Source organism: Pontibacter mangrovi (assembly GCF_006385705.1).
Lineage (GTDB): Bacteria > Bacteroidota > Bacteroidia > Cytophagales > Hymenobacteraceae > Pontibacter > Pontibacter mangrovi.
Genome location: NZ_VFRQ01000003.1, coordinates 86,757 through 105,266, shown reverse-complemented (window position 1 = coordinate 105,266; position 18,510 = coordinate 86,757). Strand labels below are relative to the sequence as shown.

General features: G+C 52.9%; 20 protein-coding genes. 6 read left to right on the top strand and 14 right to left on the bottom strand.

Annotated elements, in window-relative coordinates:
• The first annotated feature begins 31 nt into the window (after positions 1-31).
• Both recQ and purD read left to right on the top strand, forming a co-directional pair.
• Positions 32-2,212 (top strand): DNA helicase RecQ, encoded by a 2,181-nt coding sequence (gene recQ, locus FJM65_RS06605; protein WP_140620730.1) that lies wholly within the window; start codon positions 32-34, stop codon positions 2,210-2,212.
• A 147-nt stretch (positions 2,213-2,359) separates the two neighbouring features.
• Entirely contained in the window at positions 2,360-3,649 is a 1,290-nt protein-coding gene (purD, locus tag FJM65_RS06600) for a phosphoribosylamine--glycine ligase (protein ID WP_140620729.1), read from the top strand.
• Between the two features lie 80 nt (positions 3,650-3,729).
• Here purD and FJM65_RS06595 read toward each other — a convergent pair whose 3' ends face one another.
• Positions 3,730-4,143: a BrxA/BrxB family bacilliredoxin gene (locus tag FJM65_RS06595; protein ID WP_140621040.1), complete on the bottom strand. Its 414-nt coding sequence runs from the start codon at positions 4,141-4,143 to the stop codon at positions 3,730-3,732.
• Between the two features lie 328 nt (positions 4,144-4,471).
• Here FJM65_RS06595 and FJM65_RS06590 point away from each other — a divergent pair, with 328 nt between their 5' ends.
• The gene (locus FJM65_RS06590; RefSeq protein WP_140620728.1) at positions 4,472-4,819 is read left to right on the top strand and encodes a hypothetical protein; all 348 of its coding nucleotides are present in this window, start codon (positions 4,472-4,474) and stop codon (positions 4,817-4,819) included.
• Positions 4,820-4,963: 144 nt separating this feature from the next.
• Here the strand turns inward: FJM65_RS06590 and FJM65_RS06585 are convergent, their stop codons facing one another.
• The 4 genes from FJM65_RS06585 to FJM65_RS06570 all read right to left on the bottom strand — a co-directional run bounded on the left by FJM65_RS06585 (position 4,964) and on the right by FJM65_RS06570 (position 7,833).
• Positions 4,964-5,437, bottom strand: a complete 474-nt coding sequence (locus FJM65_RS06585; protein WP_140620726.1) for a hypothetical protein — start codon at positions 5,435-5,437, stop codon at positions 4,964-4,966.
• A 55-nt stretch (positions 5,438-5,492) separates the two neighbouring features.
• Complete coding sequence (locus FJM65_RS06580; RefSeq protein ID WP_239022857.1) at positions 5,493-6,359, bottom strand: UbiA family prenyltransferase; 867 nt, start codon at positions 6,357-6,359, stop codon at positions 5,493-5,495.
• A 55-nt stretch (positions 6,360-6,414) separates the two neighbouring features.
• Positions 6,415-7,209, bottom strand: a complete 795-nt coding sequence (locus tag FJM65_RS06575; protein WP_140620725.1) for a class I SAM-dependent methyltransferase — start codon at positions 7,207-7,209, stop codon at positions 6,415-6,417.
• A 120-nt stretch (positions 7,210-7,329) separates the two neighbouring features.
• Positions 7,330-7,833 carry a hypothetical protein gene (locus tag FJM65_RS06570; protein WP_140620723.1) on the bottom strand — a complete coding sequence of 168 codons (504 nt, stop codon included), beginning with the start codon at positions 7,831-7,833 and terminating at the stop codon, positions 7,330-7,332.
• A 193-nt stretch (positions 7,834-8,026) separates the two neighbouring features.
• Between FJM65_RS06570 and FJM65_RS06565 the strand changes: the two genes are divergently transcribed.
• Positions 8,027-10,360: a penicillin-binding protein 1A gene (locus FJM65_RS06565; protein WP_140620722.1), complete on the top strand. Its 2,334-nt coding sequence runs from the start codon at positions 8,027-8,029 to the stop codon at positions 10,358-10,360.
• Positions 10,361-10,374: 14 nt separating this feature from the next.
• Positions 10,375-10,995 (top strand): hypothetical protein, encoded by a 621-nt coding sequence (locus tag FJM65_RS06560; protein ID WP_140620721.1) that lies wholly within the window; start codon positions 10,375-10,377, stop codon positions 10,993-10,995.
• Positions 10,996-11,081: 86 nt separating this feature from the next.
• Here the strand turns inward: FJM65_RS06560 and FJM65_RS06555 are convergent, their stop codons facing one another.
• The 3 genes from FJM65_RS06555 to FJM65_RS06545 form a co-directional block, all read right to left on the bottom strand.
• On the bottom strand, positions 11,082-11,999 hold the full coding sequence (locus FJM65_RS06555; RefSeq protein ID WP_140620720.1) for a TIGR01777 family oxidoreductase: 918 nt from the start codon (positions 11,997-11,999) through the stop codon (positions 11,082-11,084).
• Positions 12,000-12,103: 104 nt separating this feature from the next.
• Entirely contained in the window at positions 12,104-12,805 is a 702-nt protein-coding gene (folE, locus tag FJM65_RS06550) for a GTP cyclohydrolase I FolE (protein ID WP_181163656.1), read from the bottom strand.
• Positions 12,768-13,175 (bottom strand): 6-pyruvoyl trahydropterin synthase family protein, encoded by a 408-nt coding sequence (locus FJM65_RS06545; RefSeq protein WP_140620719.1) that lies wholly within the window; start codon positions 13,173-13,175, stop codon positions 12,768-12,770. Before FJM65_RS06545 ends, folE begins: the two co-directional genes overlap by 38 nt.
• 214 nt (positions 13,176-13,389) lie before the next feature.
• On the opposite strand from FJM65_RS06545, the gene FJM65_RS06540 reads away from it, so the two are divergent.
• Positions 13,390-14,091: a coiled-coil domain-containing protein gene (locus tag FJM65_RS06540; RefSeq protein ID WP_239022856.1), complete on the top strand. Its 702-nt coding sequence runs from the start codon at positions 13,390-13,392 to the stop codon at positions 14,089-14,091.
• A gap of 89 nt (positions 14,092-14,180) precedes the next feature.
• On the opposite strand, the gene FJM65_RS06535 is transcribed toward FJM65_RS06540, so the two are convergent.
• The 6 genes from FJM65_RS06535 to FJM65_RS06510 all read right to left on the bottom strand — a co-directional run bounded on the left by FJM65_RS06535 (position 14,181) and on the right by FJM65_RS06510 (position 18,371).
• Positions 14,181-15,152, bottom strand: a complete 972-nt coding sequence (locus FJM65_RS06535; protein ID WP_140620718.1) for a hypothetical protein — start codon at positions 15,150-15,152, stop codon at positions 14,181-14,183.
• A 143-nt stretch (positions 15,153-15,295) separates the two neighbouring features.
• Positions 15,296-15,874 carry an inorganic diphosphatase gene (locus FJM65_RS06530; protein WP_140620717.1) on the bottom strand — a complete coding sequence of 193 codons (579 nt, stop codon included), beginning with the start codon at positions 15,872-15,874 and terminating at the stop codon, positions 15,296-15,298.
• 165 nt (positions 15,875-16,039) lie between these two features.
• A complete protein-coding gene (gene rplS / locus FJM65_RS06525; protein WP_140620716.1) occupies positions 16,040-16,393 on the bottom strand; it encodes a 50S ribosomal protein L19 in 354 nt (117 codons plus the stop codon).
• Positions 16,394-16,561: 168 nt separating this feature from the next.
• Positions 16,562-17,239 carry a tRNA (guanosine(37)-N1)-methyltransferase TrmD gene (gene trmD / locus FJM65_RS06520; RefSeq protein ID WP_140620715.1) on the bottom strand — a complete coding sequence of 226 codons (678 nt, stop codon included), beginning with the start codon at positions 17,237-17,239 and terminating at the stop codon, positions 16,562-16,564.
• Positions 17,239-17,811 (bottom strand): ribosome maturation factor RimM, encoded by a 573-nt coding sequence (gene rimM / locus FJM65_RS06515; protein ID WP_140620714.1) that lies wholly within the window; start codon positions 17,809-17,811, stop codon positions 17,239-17,241. Before rimM ends, trmD begins: the two co-directional genes overlap by 1 nt.
• Positions 17,812-17,822: 11 nt before the next feature.
• On the bottom strand, positions 17,823-18,371 hold the full coding sequence (locus FJM65_RS06510; protein WP_140620713.1) for a 30S ribosomal protein S16: 549 nt from the start codon (positions 18,369-18,371) through the stop codon (positions 17,823-17,825).
• Positions 18,372-18,510 lie beyond the last annotated feature (139 nt).

Below are 18,510 nucleotides of genomic sequence, written 5' to 3'. Positions count from 1 at the left end.
TGCAATTTGATTAAATTTTTTGAAGGATTACATGTCTATTCAACAAGAGGTAAATCTCAAGAACAAATTAAAAGAAGTTTTTGGGTATAATCAATTCAGGGGGAATCAGGAGTTGATAATTAACAATATTATCAACGGCAAGAACACCTTTGTGATTATGCCAACAGGAGCTGGCAAGTCGTTGTGTTACCAACTACCTGCCCTATCGTTGCCGGGAACGGCCATCGTTATTTCGCCGCTGATCGCCCTGATGAAGAACCAGGTAGACCAGCTGAACGCCTTTGGAGTAAACGCTCACTTTCTGAATTCGACGCTTTCTAAGGCGGAAACGAATAAAGTGAAAAAAGAGACGCTGGCCGGCGAGGTAAAGCTGCTGTACGTGGCGCCGGAGTCGCTCACGAAGGAGGAGACGGTGGAGTTCCTGCGTGCCTCTAATATTTCTTTCGTGGCCATAGACGAGGCGCACTGCATCTCGGAGTGGGGCCACGACTTCCGTCCGGAGTACCGCCGCATCCGGGGCATCATCGACCAGATCGGAGATTTGCCGATTATTGCCCTCACGGCCACAGCCACGCCGAAAGTGCAGCTCGACATCCAGCGCAACCTGCAGATGGACGAGGCGTCCGTGTTCAAATCGTCTTTTAACCGCACCAACCTATACTACGAGGTGCGCCCCAAGCATAAGACCAAGAAGCAGCTTATCCAATACGTGAAGAAGCACAAAGGCAAGAGCGGCATCGTATACTGCCTGAGCCGTAAGAAAGTGGAGGAGATTGCTGAGCTGCTGCGCGTAAACGATATCAAGGCGCTGCCATACCATGCCGGCCTCGATGCCAGCATACGCATGGCTAACCAGGATGCCTTCCTGAACGAAGAGTGCGACGTGATCGTGGCGACCATCGCCTTCGGTATGGGCATCGACAAGCCGGACGTGCGCTTTGTGGCGCATTACGACACGCCTAAGTCGATCGAGGGTTATTACCAGGAAACGGGCCGCGCCGGCCGCGACGGGCTGGAAGGAAACTGCATCATGTTCTACAGCTACGATGACATCATAAAGCTGGAGAAATTTAATAAAGACAAGCCCGTAACAGAGCGCGACAACTCTAAGCTGCTGCTGCAGGAGATGGCCGCCTATGCCGACTCGGCCGTGTGCCGCCGCAAGCAGCTGCTGCATTACTTTGGCGAGACCTTCGAGAAAGACTGCGGCTTCTGCGACAACTGCCTGCACCCGAAAGAGCGCTTTGAGGCGCAGAAGGAGGTGCAACTGGCCCTGAAAGCAGTGCAACTGACTGGAGAGCGCTTCGGGATAGACCACATTACGCATGTGCTTACGGGCCTGCGCAACCAGTATGTGACCAGCTACGACCATGATAAGCTGGAGGTGTTTGCCGCCGGCAAAGAGCAGGACGCGCAGTTTTGGAGCTCCGTGTTGCGACAGATCCTGCTATCCGAGTTTTTGGAGAAAGACATTGACAGCTTTGGCGTGATAAAGCTGACGCAGAAGGGCGAGGACTTTATAAAGAACCCACAGCCTATACAGCTAACCAAAGACCATAACTACGATCAGGAAGTAAAGGAGGACGAGGAGAAGGAAGAGGCGCAGGCAGCCGCAGGCCACGACGAGGTGCTGTTCGACATGCTGAAGAACCTGCGCAAGAAACTGGCCAAGGACAAAGGCCTGCCGCCATACGTGCTGTTCCAGGACCCGTCGCTGAAGGAGATGGCCACCGTGTACCCGACCACCCGCGACGAGCTGGCGCATATTGCCGGCGTGGGCATGGGCAAGGTGCAGAAATTCGGTAAGCCGTTCCTGGACATGATCAGCAAGTATGTGGAGGAGAACGACATCGTGACAGCCTCTGACGTGGTGGTGAAAACCACCGTGAACAAGTCCAAGATCAAGATCTACATCATCCAGCAAATAGATAAAAAGGTGGACCTGGAGGAAATTGCCTCCTCCAAAGACCTGACCATGCAGGAGTTGATCGAGGAGATTGAGCACATCTGCTACTCGGGCACGAAGCTGAACCTGAACTACTACATCAACAATATCCTGGACGAAGAACGCCAGGAGGAGGTGTACGACTATTTTATGAACGCGAGCACGGATAACATTGCCGTGGCCGTAAAAGAACTGGGCACCGACGACTACACCGAGGAGGACCTGCGCCTGATGCGCATCAAGTTCCTGTCGGAGTATGCTAATTAAATTGTTGCATGGTTGAATTGTTAAATTGTTGGGAGAAAAGGTTTGAAGTATAGCCCGTCTCTTCCAACAATTTTTTTATAGATTTGACACGTATTCCTGACCTTTAACCATTCAACAATTTAACAGTTGAACAATTTAAGATAATTTATGAACGTACTTGTGATAGGATCTGGCGCCCGTGAGCATGCCATTGCCTGGAAGTTAAGCCAGAGTGAGTTTTGCGACCAGGTGTTTGTTGCGCCGGGCAACGCCGGTACCGCCGAGTTTCACACCACCGCCGCCGTGGACATACATGACTTTGAGGAACTCGGAAAGTTTGCCGCAGACTTCGACATCATGATGGTGGTGGTGGGGCCTGAGAACTCGCTGGTAGAGGGCATTCACGATTACTTTGCGCAGTCGGAGTACCTGAAGCATATCCTGGTGATCGGGCCCAAGAAAGCCGGGGCCATGCTGGAGGGCAGCAAAGACTACTGCAAGTCTTTTCTGCAGAAGTATAACATCCCGACGGCGCGCTACCAGACTTTTACCGAGGCCACGTTTAAGGAAGCCGTGGAATACCTGAAGCAGCAGAGCTTCCCGACAGTGATTAAGGCCGACGGGCTGGCAGCAGGCAAGGGCGTGATTATTGCGCAAGACTACGAGGAAGGCTTTGACGCGCTAGATGCCATGCTGCGTAACAAGCGCTTTGGCAACGCCAGCAGCAAAGTGGTGATTGAGGAATACCTGCAGGGCATTGAGGTGTCGGTGTTTATACTTACGGATGGCAAAGACTATGTGCTGCTGCCGGAGGCAAAGGACTATAAGCGCATTGGCGAGGGCGATACCGGCCTGAACACGGGCGGCATGGGCGCCATTTCGCCGGTTCCGTTTGCCGACGAGGTTTTTATGCAGAAGGTGAAGGAGCGCATCATAGAGCCGACGCTGCGCGGCATGCAGCAAGAGCAGCTGGACTATTCCGGTTTCCTGTTTATCGGGCTGATGAGCGTGAACGGCGAGCCGTACGTAATTGAGTACAACGTGCGCCTGGGCGACCCCGAGACAGAGGCCATACTTCCGCGCATCAAGTCAGACCTGTTCATGATGTTCAAGGCGCTGCACGACCATACCTTGAAAGACTACAAACTGGAGATAGACCCGCGCACCGCCACCACGGTTATACTTGCCTCGGGCGGTTATCCAGAAGGGTATGAAAAGGGAAAGGAGATCTCTGGCCTGGAAAACGTGTCGAAGGATGTGCTGGTGTTCCATGCGGGCACCGCGAAGGTAAACGGCAAGCTGCTGAACAACGGCGGGCGCGTGTTTGCCATAACGGCCTTGGCCGATACCATGGAAGAGGCGCTCGCAAAAGCCAATGCGGCCGCAGAAACCATTACCTGGCAAGACCGCTACTACCGCCACGACATAGGCTTTGACCTGCGCACGCAGCGCGTGTAGGCAGCGCTACAAGTATAAAAAAGAGAGGGCCGTCAGAACAATTCTGACGGCCCTCTCTTTTTATACTTGCTTCTTAACGCTTAGCAGTAAGCTTCAAAAGCGCCTTGCAGGTTGTCTACCACGCGTGTCAGGTCGTTGCCCTCTATGTGGTAACGCTCGATCATGTGCACCAGCTCGCCATCCTTAAACAAAGCAATAGATGGGGAAGACGGAGGGTAAGGCAGCATGAACTCACGGGCTTTAGCCACAGCCTCCTGCTCCATGCCGGCAAACACCGTCACCAGTTTAGCGGGCTTTTTGTCGGAGGCGGCTACGGCCATTTTAACGGCAGGACGGGCCTTGGAGGCCGCACAGCCGCAAACAGAGTTTACTGCCACCAACACAGTGCCTTCAGATTTGATAGCCTGCTCCACTTCCTCAGGTGTCATCAGTTGCTCAAATCCTGCCGAGGTAAGGTCCTCACGGATAGGGGCAACCATATATTCAGGGTACATTGCCATAATTCTAATTGTTAAAGGTTTAAAAACGCTGCAATTTATAAAATCTACAACACAAAAGGTATAGCAGATAGTGCCCAAGCACGCAGGTAACTATGCTATAGTCAGATATAGGAAAATAAAAGAATAAAAAATAGAACTGTTCCGGGGAGTTTCTCCTGGACCACAACAAGTAACGGTGAGATAAAGTATAACATAGCGTGTGTTGCACAGCTGCCCAGCGCTGGCTTACAGATTGTTAAACAATACAATTCAGAGAAGAAGCAGGCAAGCTATAGCGGCACCACTACTACAGGAAGTGTTAGGATTAATTATAGTTACGGCCATGTTTACGGTTCACCCTAAAAGCTCTCAGGCGTATGTGCGCTACTTCTATTTTCCAGCCAGTAAAGAGCGTCCGGCAGAGGTTATCGAAGTGCTGAACAGCCCGTCGGAGACTATTGTGGTGCCGACGCGGGAGGAGGACCTGGAACTGGAGGCCTTTTTTGAGCGGCCACTGTCAGACCGGGAGGCGGCTGTGTATCAGAGTGATGAAACCTGGAAACTATTTGCCTCCTGGGAAGAGCTGCTGCAGGACCATCAGGGGGTAGGCCTTGGTAAAGAAGCGATCGAGCAACTCACTGCCTTCAGAAACAGTCCCAACTATACCTTGCAAGGCGAGCTGGCGGCCTAAAAGACTACTTCTTCCTGCACACCTTCTGATTTTGCACCAAAAGCTGGATCTTTTTCAGCTTGCCGCTTCTTTATACTTTCTCGTCGGTTTCGCCATTCTTAACCCTGAGGTGCAATCAGGTACACATAGTCTGTTGTAAAGCGCTTACCACCAGAAACTATAGCCCGGGCTTGTCAAGAGGTAAAAGGTATAGCTGGCCACAAACCCATACACTATGTGGGCAAAAATAAGCGTGCTGAGATAAGTCCTGAGCGTGACCAGCGGGGGACGGGGGTGAATCATAAAGAAGAAGTACCAGATCACCATCCCCACCAGTCCATGTGCCAGTCCAAAAAGCAGCCCCCAAGAGGCCGTAGGAACGCCAACCCCGGAGTTCCAGAGCGCCATGTAGATCACCGCAAAAAAGATTCCGACTGCATAATGTGCTACCGTACCCACTACTTTCGTGCTCGTCCGTTCTGATAGGCTGCCGTCGGCGTGCGTGCGCTTCAGGAGCATGGTGCCCAGTATGCGCACCACCTTCATTACCCGGTGGGTAAAAAACGAGAGCAGGTATAAGAAAGCAGTCATGGCGGCGGTGCCGGCAATACCTGCCACAACAGCGTCCAAAAACTTCATGGGCCAAACTTTTGGTGTTTAGGATATTACGCGGCCAAGTTTAAATTGGATATGCCTACGTGAAAAGCATCAGCAAAAAAGCCATACTTATACTTACAGAAGAGATCTTGTTCATGCGCATAGTGTTCTCGAAGTTCACTTCGCGGCGGTCGTGCAGGGCGCGCTGCACCCATGCCGTAAAAAAGTAGAGCACAGGGGCGGTGCAAACCAGGAACAGGAGCATGCGGTGTAGCTGACCCAGGCTGAAGTATAGCCAGAGGAGAAATCCGGCGCCCGCCAGAAGACTGATGGCAGCAAAAAGATAGGTGCCCCTAACGCCCAAAAGTATACTAAGCGTGCGGTCGCCGCGGCGGCGGTCTTCGGCGTGCTGGTAGATTTGGGTGAGCGGGTAGGAGCCGCAGAGAAAAAGCGTGCTGACCACTGCAAACCATACGTTGGGCGCCTGCAGCACCTGCGCCAGCGCCAACCCCACGCCCACCTGCACCATGCCATAGGTAAACGCTCCCTGAAAAAACGTCACCACGGCTGTGCTCAGGATTGGGTACTTTTTCAGGCGGATGCCCTCGTAGCTGTAGGCTTTGGAGATGAACAGGTATAAGGCAATCAGGCTGGCGAACAGCGGGGACAGGAGCAGGCTGAAAAGTATGGCCAGCACATCGAACAGCAGCACCAGGTGCATGAGCTGGCGGTTGGGCTTAGGAGGGGCCTTTAAACCGCCAATGCTGCCTTCGTCGCGGTCGTAGTAGGAGTTGTAGCCGTTGCTGGCAGGGTACACCAACACATGCAGCACCAGAAACACCGCCACTGCCCGCCACACGTTTACCTGCGGCAGCGTGCTCAGCGCAAACCAAAACACCGGCATCAGATACACCGAGAACGGAATGCGCATCAGCGTGAGCGCGGTGCTATACTTGCTGTTCAATGGCTGTCTGTTTAGGTTTAGCTTTGAGTTTATACTTTTTTACCTCTTTACTTTTCTACCTTTTTACCTCCTCCGGATACCCAATGAGGTAGATCACGTTTTTGCCGGGGCCGGTGCCGGCACGGCCGGAGCGCCAGGTATAGTTTGGAGCCTGTGCCTCTGATGCCATACGTTGCAATTGCGCCGGGGTATAAATGCGCAGCAGCGATACGGTGCCATCCCATAAGATGCCCAGCGGGATCAACGGAAGGAGGTACGTAAAAAACAGCCTGCTAAGCCGGAACGGGCGGATAAAAGGCGTTACCAGAAGGATGACCAGCGGGAAGAGCAGCCATAGCAGGAGCAGCTCTAGCCAGCTTTTTCTGGCGCCCTCAAAAATACCGATAGCGGCCTGCTTGGAGGCGGCGTCCTGAAGTATGGCTTTGGCCAGGTGCGGCGGAAAGTGGTGGAAAGAAGAGAAGATGGTGCGCACGCCTTTTATACTTGCCGGCACAGCAGTGGCATTAACGGGCTCCGGTATAAAGTTGATGGCGCCCCCGGAGCTTTCCTGCAAATACTTATAAGCGCCTAGGTTCGGGTAAAGGTCGGAGAGGGTAACGGTAACGGGGCGGTGCAGGCGCTGGCCCAGCTGCTGCTGGATGGCCGCTATCCCGCCTCCGGCCCCGGAGCAAAGATCGGTGATGTGGCGCTGCCCGCTGCGCTCCAGCAGCTCCTGCAGCAGGGGCAGGGCCGCCTCGTAGGCGTTCAGCCGGGTAATCATGAAGCGCAGGAAATCGAGCATGCCCTGCCGGATAACGTGCGGGAACCAGCGCTGGTCTTCCAGCTCAAAAAGTTGAAGGCGAATGTTCAAGGGCTGCTTTTCTGCAGAAGTACTCCGTAGCAGCGGCAAAGGTTTCCGGGCGCCAAAAGCAAAGGCGCAAGTATAAAAGCAGTTGGTTTATACTTGCGCCTACGCATTAAAGTATAAAATTTACAGCAGGCCGTGCTCGCCTACGCCCACGCGTAGCTCCTCGCCTGTGTTGCTGAACAGCTGCCAGTACTCTTCGGCTGGCGTGGCAGGGTCTGGCATCACCGAAAGCACGGAGCCGTCGCTAAAGTATAGCATCAGCCCCAGGCTGTCCGGCTGCTCTGCCCGCTCCACCACCAGGTTCGGGTTGTCGTTCACCAGCTGCATCAGGCGCTGGTCCAGCATGCTGGAGCCGGGCTTTTTCCAGTCCCACACGGGGGTAGGCAAGCCTGCCTCGCGCTTGCGGATGTACACTTCGCTGTGTTTGATCATGCCGCCTTCCCCAAGCTGCAGCTCCCAGGGGCAGTTCACGGCCAGGGTCAGTTCGCCTACATCCAGCACAAGGCCCTGCGGGGTGGTGTAGTGGGTGTGGCCAAAATGGAAATACTGTACCGCCTCTTTTCGCGTTGCCTTGGTAAGCGGTAAGCCAATCAGCTTTTCAAAAGCCTGTTGTATAGTGAATTGCATCTGCGCGTCCGTCTAAAACTTTAACTCATCCGGAACAAATATAGCCAGCCTCCGTGAAAGTAGTAGCGTTTCAACTTTATTTACAAAGTAATCCGGGCAACACTCCTTGCTTTGAGGTACAAAAGGTATCTTTGCAACTGTTTTACCTGAACCAAATAGGGAATTTAACAAGGGGAGCCTCTGTTTCATAGCAATGCCAAAAGAGAAAGTAGAAGAGCCTAAAACCTCATCCTCCATACCCCAAAAGGTGATTAGCTTTGTATGGAAAGCGTTTTTCCTGGGAATAGCCGTGGTCGTGGCGTACCTGCTGAGCGTGGAGCACAACGTGCTGTACCTGTTCGGGGCCTCTCCCAGCCTCGACCGCCTGGAGAACCCGCGCTCTGACCAGGCCTCGGAGCTGTACACGGCCGATGGAAAGCTGATCGGGAAGTATTTTCGGGAGAACCGCAGCCCCGTGACCTACAAAAAGCTGGCGCCGGAGCTGGTGCAGGCCCTTATCGCTACCGAAGACGTACGTTTTTACGAGCATGCCGGCATAGACCCGCAAGCCATCCTGTCGGCGGTGTACGGCAGTTTTAAAGGTGAGGCGCGCGGCGCAAGCACCATTACGCAGCAGCTGGCCAAAAACTTGTATAAAACCCGCACCGACGACTCCAAAGGCGTGCTGGGCCACATTCCTGTCCTCGACCTGGTAATCTCCAAAACAAAAGAGTGGCTCACGGCCATTAAGCTGGAGCAGCGCTATACCAAAGAGGAAATCCTGACGATGTACCTGAACACGGTGGACTTCGGGTCCAACTCCTTCGGCATCAAGGTGGCCTCCAAAACGTTTTTCAATACCTCGCCGGATAGTATGAAAGTAGAGCAGGCGGCCGTGCTGGTGGGCCTGCTGAAAGCCCCGACCTATTACAGCCCGCGCTTTAACCCTAAAAATTCTACCCGCCGCCGCAACACGGTGCTGGGGCAGATGGTAAAGTATGGCTACTTGGAAAAGGCCGAGGCCGACTCGCTGAGCCAATTGCCGTTGGTGCTGGACTACAACGTGGAGAACCACTACGACGGCCCCGCTACCTACTTCAGGGGCGCCGTGGCCGATTACCTGCAGGAGTGGTGCAAGGAGAATGGCTACGACCTGTACCGCGACGGCCTGAAAGTATACACCACCATCGACTCCAGGATGCAGGCGCACGCCGAGGCCGCTATGGAAGAGCACATGCGCAAACTGCAACGCCGCTTCGACAGCCACTGGAAGGGCAGGAACCCTTGGGTCGATGAGAAGGACAAGGAGATTCCGGGCTTCATAGAAGAGACCATCAAGCGTACTGCCTACTACCGCCGCCTCAAGAAGAAGTATGGCGACGACACCGCCGCCATTAACAAAGAACTGAACCGCCCGCGCGAGATGAAGGTGTTTACCTGGGAGAACGACTCGCTGGAGAAGACCGTGACGATGAGCCCGCTGGACTCGCTGGCCTACTACAAGCACTTCCTGCACGGCGGCATGATGACCATGGATCCTTTCACGGGGCACATCAAGGCCTGGGTGGGCGGCATCAACTTTAAGTACTTTAAGTATGACCACGTGAAACAGGCGCGCCGCCAGCCGGGCTCTACCTTTAAGCCCTTTGTGTACGTGGCCGCCATCGACAACGGCTACTCGCCCTGCGACAAGATCGTGGACCACCGCGTGACGATAAACTACGTGGAGAAAGGGGAGAAGAAGAGCTGGTCGCCGACCAACGCGGATTGGGAGTATACCGGCGCCCCCATGACGCTACGCCGGGGGATGGGAAAATCCGTGAACTCGGTTACGGCGCAGCTGACAGAGCGCATCGGCTGGGAAACGGTGGTGAAGTATGCGCATAAGCTGGGCATTGAGAGTCCGTTGGAGTCGGTGCCTTCTATTGGCCTGGGGCCGAGCGATGTCTCTATCTTTGAGATGGTGGGCGCCTACAGCACGTTCCCCAACCACGGCTTCCACACTGATCCCATGTTCATCACCCGCATAGAAGACCGCAACGGCAACCTGCTGCACCAGTTCACGCCTAAGCAGAAGAAGGTGCTGAGCGAGGAAACCGCTTTCCTGATGATGCACATGCTGAAAGGCGGCATGGAAGAGCCGGGAGGTACCTCGCAGGCCCTGTGGGAGTATGACCTCTGGAAGAAAGGCAACCAAATAGGCGGCAAAACAGGCACCACCTCTAACCACTCCGACGGCTGGTACATGGGCGTGACCAAGGATCTGGTGACAGGCGTGTGGGTAGGCGGCGAGGACCGCAGCATCCACTTCCGCACCTCGCAGCTAGGCGAAGGCTCTAAGACAGCGCTGCCGGTTTTTGGCCTGTACATGGAGCGCATTTATCAGGACCCGGAGCTGGGCTATACCTTGGGGCCGTTCCCGAAGCCAACCGTAAAGATCAGTAAAGAGTATAACTGCACGACAGTGCTGCCAAAACAGCCGGCACTGCCAGACTCTACCCAGCTCGACTCCGTGTTGGAGATGCTGAATTTTGGAGATTTGCTGTAGATAACTTAAAGACAATGATAGAGTTACCGCCTACCATCAGGTTGCCCAGAGCCGACGAGGTGCCAACGGATGCTTCTGTAACGGAGAGCCTGCAGAATATTAGGCACGCCAAGATTGTGCAGGGGTATAAGCTGCTGGACAACAAAGAGGACGAGGCAACAGAGCAGATACCCTTCAGTTTTTATGCTGAGATCAGCATTGACAACTCTAGGCTTTGGCATCTTCTGCATAGCCTGTCGGGAGAACTGCCCGAAACAGCTTCCTTGATTTTTGGCTACGAAGGAGAAGAGCTGCACTATAGCGAAGCGCTCAACAAACACGAGCTGCTCACCGGCTTAGCCGAATTCAGCAGAGAGATTGTTCAGGATACTTATATCGAGGTAGGCCTTACGTACAACGACGAGGCAAAGCTGGTGGAGATAATCATAGCTGATGCCAAGTATGTTAAGTTCTGGGGGACAGACAAAGAGGCTTTTGTGCAGATAATGAGGGTGTTTGGCCTGGAAGAAATAGAGGACCTGGAGTTTGTGGATGAGTACCCGAACGTACGGGAGCCGTTGACAGCGTTTGCCGCAGAAGCTATGCCTACCGACGAGCTTATCAGCAGGCTTAAAGAGAGGTATCTGGCGGAGTAATTAAAATGTGTTGATGCTGCAGCGGTGATGGCTGAAGTATAGCTTACGGAAGTATAGTTTTCTACTGCCTTGCCCGGCGCAATAGGTCAATCCTCCTCTTCCTCGTAAAACGATTCCAAGGCGTCCTGCAGGTAGTTATACTCGTAGGTAAAGCCTGTTTGCAGCACCTTGTTAGCGCTTACCCGCTGGCTGGCCAGCACCACGTCGCTCATTTCGCCCATCATCAGGTTAATGGCAAATGCCGGTACCTTAGGGAGCACCAGCGGCTTGTTCATCACTTCAGCCAGTTCTCTTGTAAATTCTTTATTCGTAACCGGGTGCGGGGCCACGGCATTGTAAACACCTTCCAGCCGGGCATCCTCAATGGCCCGGATAAACAGGCGGCAGGCGTCATCGATATGCACCCAGGACATGTACTGCTTGCCAGAGCCCAGCGGTGCGCCAGCCATCATTTTAACAGGCTTGGCCATCTGCGGCAAGGCCCCTCCCTTCACACTCAACACAATGCCTAACCGGAAAATAACAGTGCGCAGGTTCAGGCTGTGCATTTGCCATGCCGCATCCTCCCAGGCCTTGCATACTTCCGCCAGAAAATCATCGCCGTAGGTGCTCTCTTCAGACATGAGCTGATCGCCGGAGTCGCCGTAGATGCCGATGGCGGAGGCGGAGATAAAGCCTTTTACGTGGTGCTCGGCGCCGCTGAGGGCCTTATGAAGCAGGCTGATGCTCCTGATGCGGCTTTGCAGAATTTCCTTCTTGCGCTCCTCGGTCCACTTCTCAGCGGCTACGCTGGCGCCTGCCAGGTTCACGATGTAGTCGGCGTAGTTAATGGCGTTCTCATCAATGTAGCCTTCCTTTACATCCCACTTAAAGGTTTTGTAGGTAGATACCTTGTCTGGATTGCGGCTCAGGTGCGCCACCTCGTACCCGTGGTCTATCAGCATCTCCGATAAACGCATTCCTATTAAGCCTGAACCTCCTGTGATAAGTATTTTTCCTGGCATACGCTTGTATTTAGTGGCAAACTAAGTTTGCTTATACGCAATAAAGGTATATTTAAGTTTATTTATATTTAATAGGAGGATGCGCAAAGTCCGGAGCGGGCCTTTTAGCCTTTTGTGCCCGTGCGGATATGTCCCAGAAACTCGGTGCGGTAGCCTTCCTGCTCAAACAGGCCAGAGTACTCGGCAGTTACCGTGCTGCTGCTCACGTCGTTCACGCCGCGGCTCATCACGCACAGGTGGTCGGCCTCTATCAGCACTGCCACATCTTCAGTCTGCAGCGCCTGCTTCAGCTCGTTTGCTATCTGCATGGTCATGCGCTCCTGCACCTGCGGGCGGCGCGCGTAGTACTGCACAATGCGGTTCAGCTTAGAGAGGCCAATAACATGCTCGTTCGGGATGTAGGCGACGTGTGCCTTGCCGATGATCGGAACAAAGTGGTGCTCGCAGGAAGAGTACACGGTAATGTCGCGCTCCACCAGCATTTTGTTATACTTATACTTGTTCTCGAAGCGGCGTGCGTGCGGCTTGTTGTCCGGGTGCAGGCCGCTAAAGATTTCTTTCACGTACATCTTGGCCACACGGTGAGGCGTGCCTTTCAGGCTGTCGTCTTTCAGGTCCAGCCCCAGCGTGTGCATGATCTCGCGGAAGTGCCCCTCAATGATGGCAATCTTTTCGTCGTCAGAAAGCGCAAAGGCGTCGGGGCGCAGTGGTGTCTCCAGAGAGCTCATCACATGGTCGTCCATCTCCTCTTCTTTCTCCAGGTCGTGGTTATCCATTATATTCCACAAAGTTTCTTTCTGTTTCATAAAGTGTTACAGCTAACGCATAGTCAGGGCTGATTCTTGGGCGCAGTTTGTTCCAGATCACCGCCGCTATGTTTTCGGCGGTTGGGTTTAGGTCCCGGAACTCCTCGGTATCCAGGTTCAGGTTTTTATGGTCGAACTTGTTCACCACTTCTTCCTTTACCAGGTCGCTTAGCCGCTTCATGTCGTACACGTAGCCCGTGTCAGCATCTACGGGGCCCGTCAGCTTCACGATCAGCTCATAGTTATGGCCGTGGTAGTTGGGGTTGTTGCACAGGCCAAACACAGCCTTGTTGCGCTCCTCCGTCCAGGCAGGGTTGTGCAACCTATGTGCGGCATTAAAGTGCTCCTTTCGGCAAACAGTTACTTTCATAGTGTTTTAAACAGCTATTGTGTGGTAAAGTTTAGCCCCAGCCCATTCCGGCCCTGACTGCAAGTGCCATAAGTTTGCAAAGTTAGCGTAGCCAGCTCGATTCCCAAACCAATTAAGGGCTAAATTAATTCGTTTTGCCCGTGCTGTTTCTGTGGCTATTCTTTAACTTCGTGTATCAGATGATACCTATCGCAGTACCAGAAACAACAGATGTATGAGGAAATTTATACTTGCCTTTTTGATGGTGGCAGTGGCCGGCGTGTGCCAGGCGCAGACAGTGCAGGTAAAGGAAGTGGAGCAGGAACTGAACGGGGTGCAGCGGCGAGGGCAGCAGCTGTCGGTGCAACTGGACCCAAAGACAGTGGAGCGCTCGTGGAAGGATTACCTGGGCGAGTATGCGGGCCGGGTGCGGGTTTCTAAAGGTGTGATAACGGTAGAAGGAGCCGAGCTCGACAGCATCTCCCAGCAGCCTATGCTGGTGCGCTCTACCGTCAGCAGCAACGCGACAGGCAGCAATGTATGGTGGACGCTGGACCTGGGCACCGATTACCTGAGCAAAACCGCCACCCCGGAAGCGTATGCCGCTGCAGAGCGCTTCCTGAAAAGCTTTGGCTATAAACTGTACCGCGACGATGTGTTTCGGCAGATAAATGAGGCAGAGGATGTGCTGCAAGCCACAAAAAACGAGCAGGACCGCGTGGTGAAGGAAGCCAACAGCCTGCAGCAAAGTATAGAACGCAACAAGCAGCGCCGCAAGGAGTTGGAAGCAGAACTGGTGCGGAACGCTGAGGAACTGAAGCAGCTGGAGCAGGATGTGGAGGTAAACCTGCAAAAGCAGGAACTGAGCCGCCAGCGGGTGCAGGAAATGAAAAAGGCGGTAGACGTGGTGCGGGCTAAACTGCTGGAGGTAAAGTAAAGTTCCCCCTCATGATGCCCGGTCCAGTAGTTTTGGAAAGTATAAAAGCAAAGGCAGCTGTACACGCTGCCTTTGCTTTTAGAAGTAATTTAGCGTCTTATAGAGTACTGAACTACAGTAGCGGTATTGTAATCGCCACTCTGGTCGATGGTGCTGATAGCACCGCCGGCATTGCCTAGTTGCGTGGTTTCGGCCATGTTGTAGTTGCCGGTCTGCACCGTCAGGTTAGAGTGGTTGCCGTCGAGGAACCAAGTGCCGGCGTTCTGTACGGAGGAAGCTGAATTGTAATCCCCTACCTGATAAATTTCGGAAGTATTGTCGCTACCCACCTGCGTCTGGTAACCATAGTTGTTGTCGCCGACTGCTATGGCTGTGGCGGTGTTTCGTACGCTCCTGGTCATTTGGTCTTGTTCATGGCTGTTGCCGGAGCCTGTCTGCACTATGGTTGCCTCTAGGTCGCCTGTTCGCTGCCACTGGACAGCTGTGTTGTTGTCGCCAGTTTGCGTGGCGCTAGCAACATTGTGGAAGCCGTTTTGTGCCTGCTCAGCCATGTTTCCGTTGCCTTGCTGGTAGATGTCGGCAATGTTGTCATGAAGGAAGACCTGTGACTGCTCTGCACTGTTATTAGACCCAGCCTGGTAAATGCTTGCCATACTTTCATTCACCTCATTCTGCCGCTGAGAAGCCTGGTTGTTTGTGCCATACTGTTCTATGTGCGCGACATTATCCTTGGCAAATGGCACCTGAACCTGAAAGGCGGTGTTGTCATCGCCATGCTGCAAAATAGTTGCTGTGTTGCGTTCAGAATAAGTAGACTGGCTTAACCGTGCGTTATTTCTATCGCCAACTTGGCTAACACTGGCTTGGTTATCTTGTGTATGGTAGTAGGGGTTGCTGTAACTATCAGCTTGCTGTATAAGTACGGCGTTATCGCTGCCTTGCTGTGAAACTGACGCAGCGTTCCGCAAGCCGTTTTGCTGCACAGCAGTCTGGTTGTTTTGAGCCATAGCTGTGCTCAGAGCAAAGGCTAGCGCCGTTGCTGTCAATAAAGTTTTCTTCATAACTGTAAACTAGATGGTAAAGAACATTAAATTAATACGTGCCTTTACCTTTGTTACAGACTATAAGTTACATGCTGCTTCGTAAATGCAAGATAAAAAGTATTGCACTAACTGTAAGAAGGAGAGCCAGATGGTACGTGTCGCTATAGCTTCATCCAGCGCTGTATCTCTTTTTCAGCGAAATTTTCATCGCGCCAGCCCACAAATTGCCAACCAGCCGATTTGTTGTAGTTAGAGAACCAAATTTGAAGTATGGCTTTGGCGCCTGGATATTCTGTGCTAAAGGCTTCGTAGGTGGTGGCGTCTATGTGGCGCTCGCTGGGGCGTGCGGGCACGGCCACTACAACATGCCGCAGGGTGCCATTGCTCTCCAACTGCATCAGGGCAACCGGTGTCACCTCCAGTTCAGTGCCCGGCTCCTCCCGGTCCGATAGCACGAGTACCTCTAAGCCTTGCCCGCTCTTATTTATCTCCGTGGAAGGTATAAAACCGAAATTGCCGGGGTAGGGCAGAAAGCCTATTTCCCGCTCCAGACCCGCATCCAGGTCAGGCACAAATTCCTTCTTCTGCTCGTCATACACAAGCTTCAGCGTATTGCCCGCCGGGGTTTCCACAATGGCCCGCAGCTGCTTGCTGGCTGTGTAAGTCGGCAGTTCGCTGTAGTCAGTTTTGCAGGAGGCTAAAAAGAGTAACAGCAGCAAGTATAGCAAGTGGTTTTTCATAACAGGGTAGGGTACTATAGTTATTTCAGTAAAGATAAGAAGCGGCGGCGGCAGGGTAAAGTATAAACTAAGGCCAGAAACACAAGTATAGGCACAAAAAAAGGAGCCGAGGTTATCGGCTCCTTTTTCACTAAAACTATGGAAAACTTATGAAAACAGGTTCGCTTATCTTCTTTCCTTGATACGAGCAGCTTTACCCTGCAGACCTCTCAGGTAGTACAGTCTGGCTCTTCTTACTCTACCTCTTCTCACCAGGTCGATTTTCTCGATGGCAGGAGAAAGAAGAGGGAAGATACGCTCAAGGCCAATCTGGTTAGATACTTTTCTTACTGTGAACGTCTCACCGTTTGTGTTCACGTTCTTACGCTGAATCACAACGCCTTGGAATTGCTGAACACGCTCTTTGTTACCCTCACGGATTCTAACGTGTACGTTTATAGTATCACCCGCCTGGAAAGTTGGGAAAGAGGCGCGCTTGTCAGTAGATTCCTGCTCAATGAATTTAATTAGTTCGCTCATGATGGCTATGTTCTCTTAAAGTATCTTCTTCAAATTTCGGACTGCAAAGATATGTAAATATTTATTACATAAGAACATTTGCAGAAAAAAAATATAGTTTTTGGCGGCCACCACAGCGAATTTTTACCTATGGGGCATTTTAGTTCTTTTTAAGCAGCTACTGCCGCTTTACTCTTCAAATAGGTCGGGGCGGCGCTGCCTGGTGCGCTCCACGGCCTGCTCAAAACGCCACTGCTCAATTTTGGGCGTGTCGCCCGACATCAGGATGTCCGGCACCTTCAGGCCTTTATACTCTGCCGGGCGGGTATACACTGGCGGGGCCAGCAAACCATCCTGGAAAGAGTCTGTCAGGGCAGAGGTCTCGTCGTTCAGCACACCCGGGATGATGCGGATAATGGCGTCTGCCAGCACCGCTGCGCCCAGTTCGCCACCTGATAGCACGTAATCCCCGATGCTGATCTCGTGCGTGACGTAATGCTGCCGCACGCGCTCATCCACGCCTTTGTAGTGGCCGCAAAGTATGATCACGTTCTCCATCAGCGAGAACTGGTTCACGATGCGTTGGTTCAGCGTCTGCCCGTCCGGCGTCATGTAGATGATGGCATCATACTTCCGCGCGGCCTGCAGCTCCGAAATGCACTTGTCGATCGGCTCGATCATCATCACCATGCCCGCACCGCCGCCAAAGGCATAGTCGTCTATCTGGCCATGCTTGTTAACGGCATACTGTCGCAGGTCGTGGATGTGTATCTCCACCAATCCTTTTTGCTGCGCCCGCTTCAGAATAGAGTGGCTGAAGGGGCTCTCCAGCAGGTCGGGCTGGCACGTAATAATGTCGAAGCGCATTACTCTTTCTCCTCTATCTCTTCGTCCTCGTCGTCAGGGCTGGATGGCTGCGTGTATACTTCCAGCAGGCCCTCCGGCAAGCTAACGTGCAGGTGTTTGGCCTCGTGGTCGGCACGTAGGAAGATCTCATCCATTACTGGCACCAGCATTTCCTGGTCCAGGTAGTCCATTACCATGAGCTGCTGCTGCGGCAGGTCGTAGAACTCTTTTACCGTGCCCAGCGCACCGTGCTGCTCGTCCACCACCTGGTAACCGATCACGTCGTGGAAGTAGAACTGGCCTTCCTCCAGCTCCGGCAACTCGTCGAGCGGCAGGTAGATGGAAGTGTTGCGCAGTGCCTCGGCCTGCTCAATCGTCTCGATATCCTCGAACTTAACTATAAAGCGCCCTTTCTGCACCGGCTCCATGGAGGTTATAAAAAAAGGAATCAGTCTTCCTTTTTGCTCAAGGAAAACTGATTCCAGATCTTCATAATCTTCGGGATAGTCTACGTCAAAAAACGCGACTACCTGCCCCTTGGTGCCATGGGTCTTGACGATATAGCCTAACAGAAAGCATTCATCAACATGCATGGCACACTAAATTATGCTTGCTCTTCAGTAGCTTCGCCTTCGGCGCCTTCTGCAGGGGCCTCAGTAGCCTCTTCAGCAGCAGGAGCGTTAGCGGCAGCTTTCTCAGCCTCACGCTGGCGGATAGCCTCAGCACGGGCCTCGTTTACTTTACGCTCAGCCTCCAGAGCAGCAGCACGCTTAGTTTCTTTCTCAGAACCCAGCTTCTGGCGTTTCTCTTCGATCTTCGCGTCTTTCGCTTCTTTCCACTCGTTAAAACGCTGGTCAGCAGTTTCCTGAGAGATGGCTCCTTTGATAACACCTACCTGCAGGTGCTTCTTGAACAGGATGCCTCTGTAAGAAAGCATTGCTTTTACGGTGTCAGTCGGCTGCGCACCGTTCATAACCCACTGGAATGCCTTATCTTCGTTGAAGTCGATGAAAGCGGGGTTAGAATTTGGGTTGTAAGTACCCAGTTTCTCGATGAATTTACCATCACGTGGTGCTCGAGCGTCGGCTACTACGATATCGTAGATAGCGGCTTTCTTGCGGCCTCTGCGGGCCAGTCTGATTTTTACTGCCATTTTATAATGTGTTTTTTCAGTCGGCGGAACCCGTCCGCCTGTTTAGAACCGCAAAATTAAGGAAATAATTTCTGATTATCTACAGCCCTCTGTTATTTATTAATCCTCTGAGGTTTAGCGCTAAGTATAAAGTATAGAA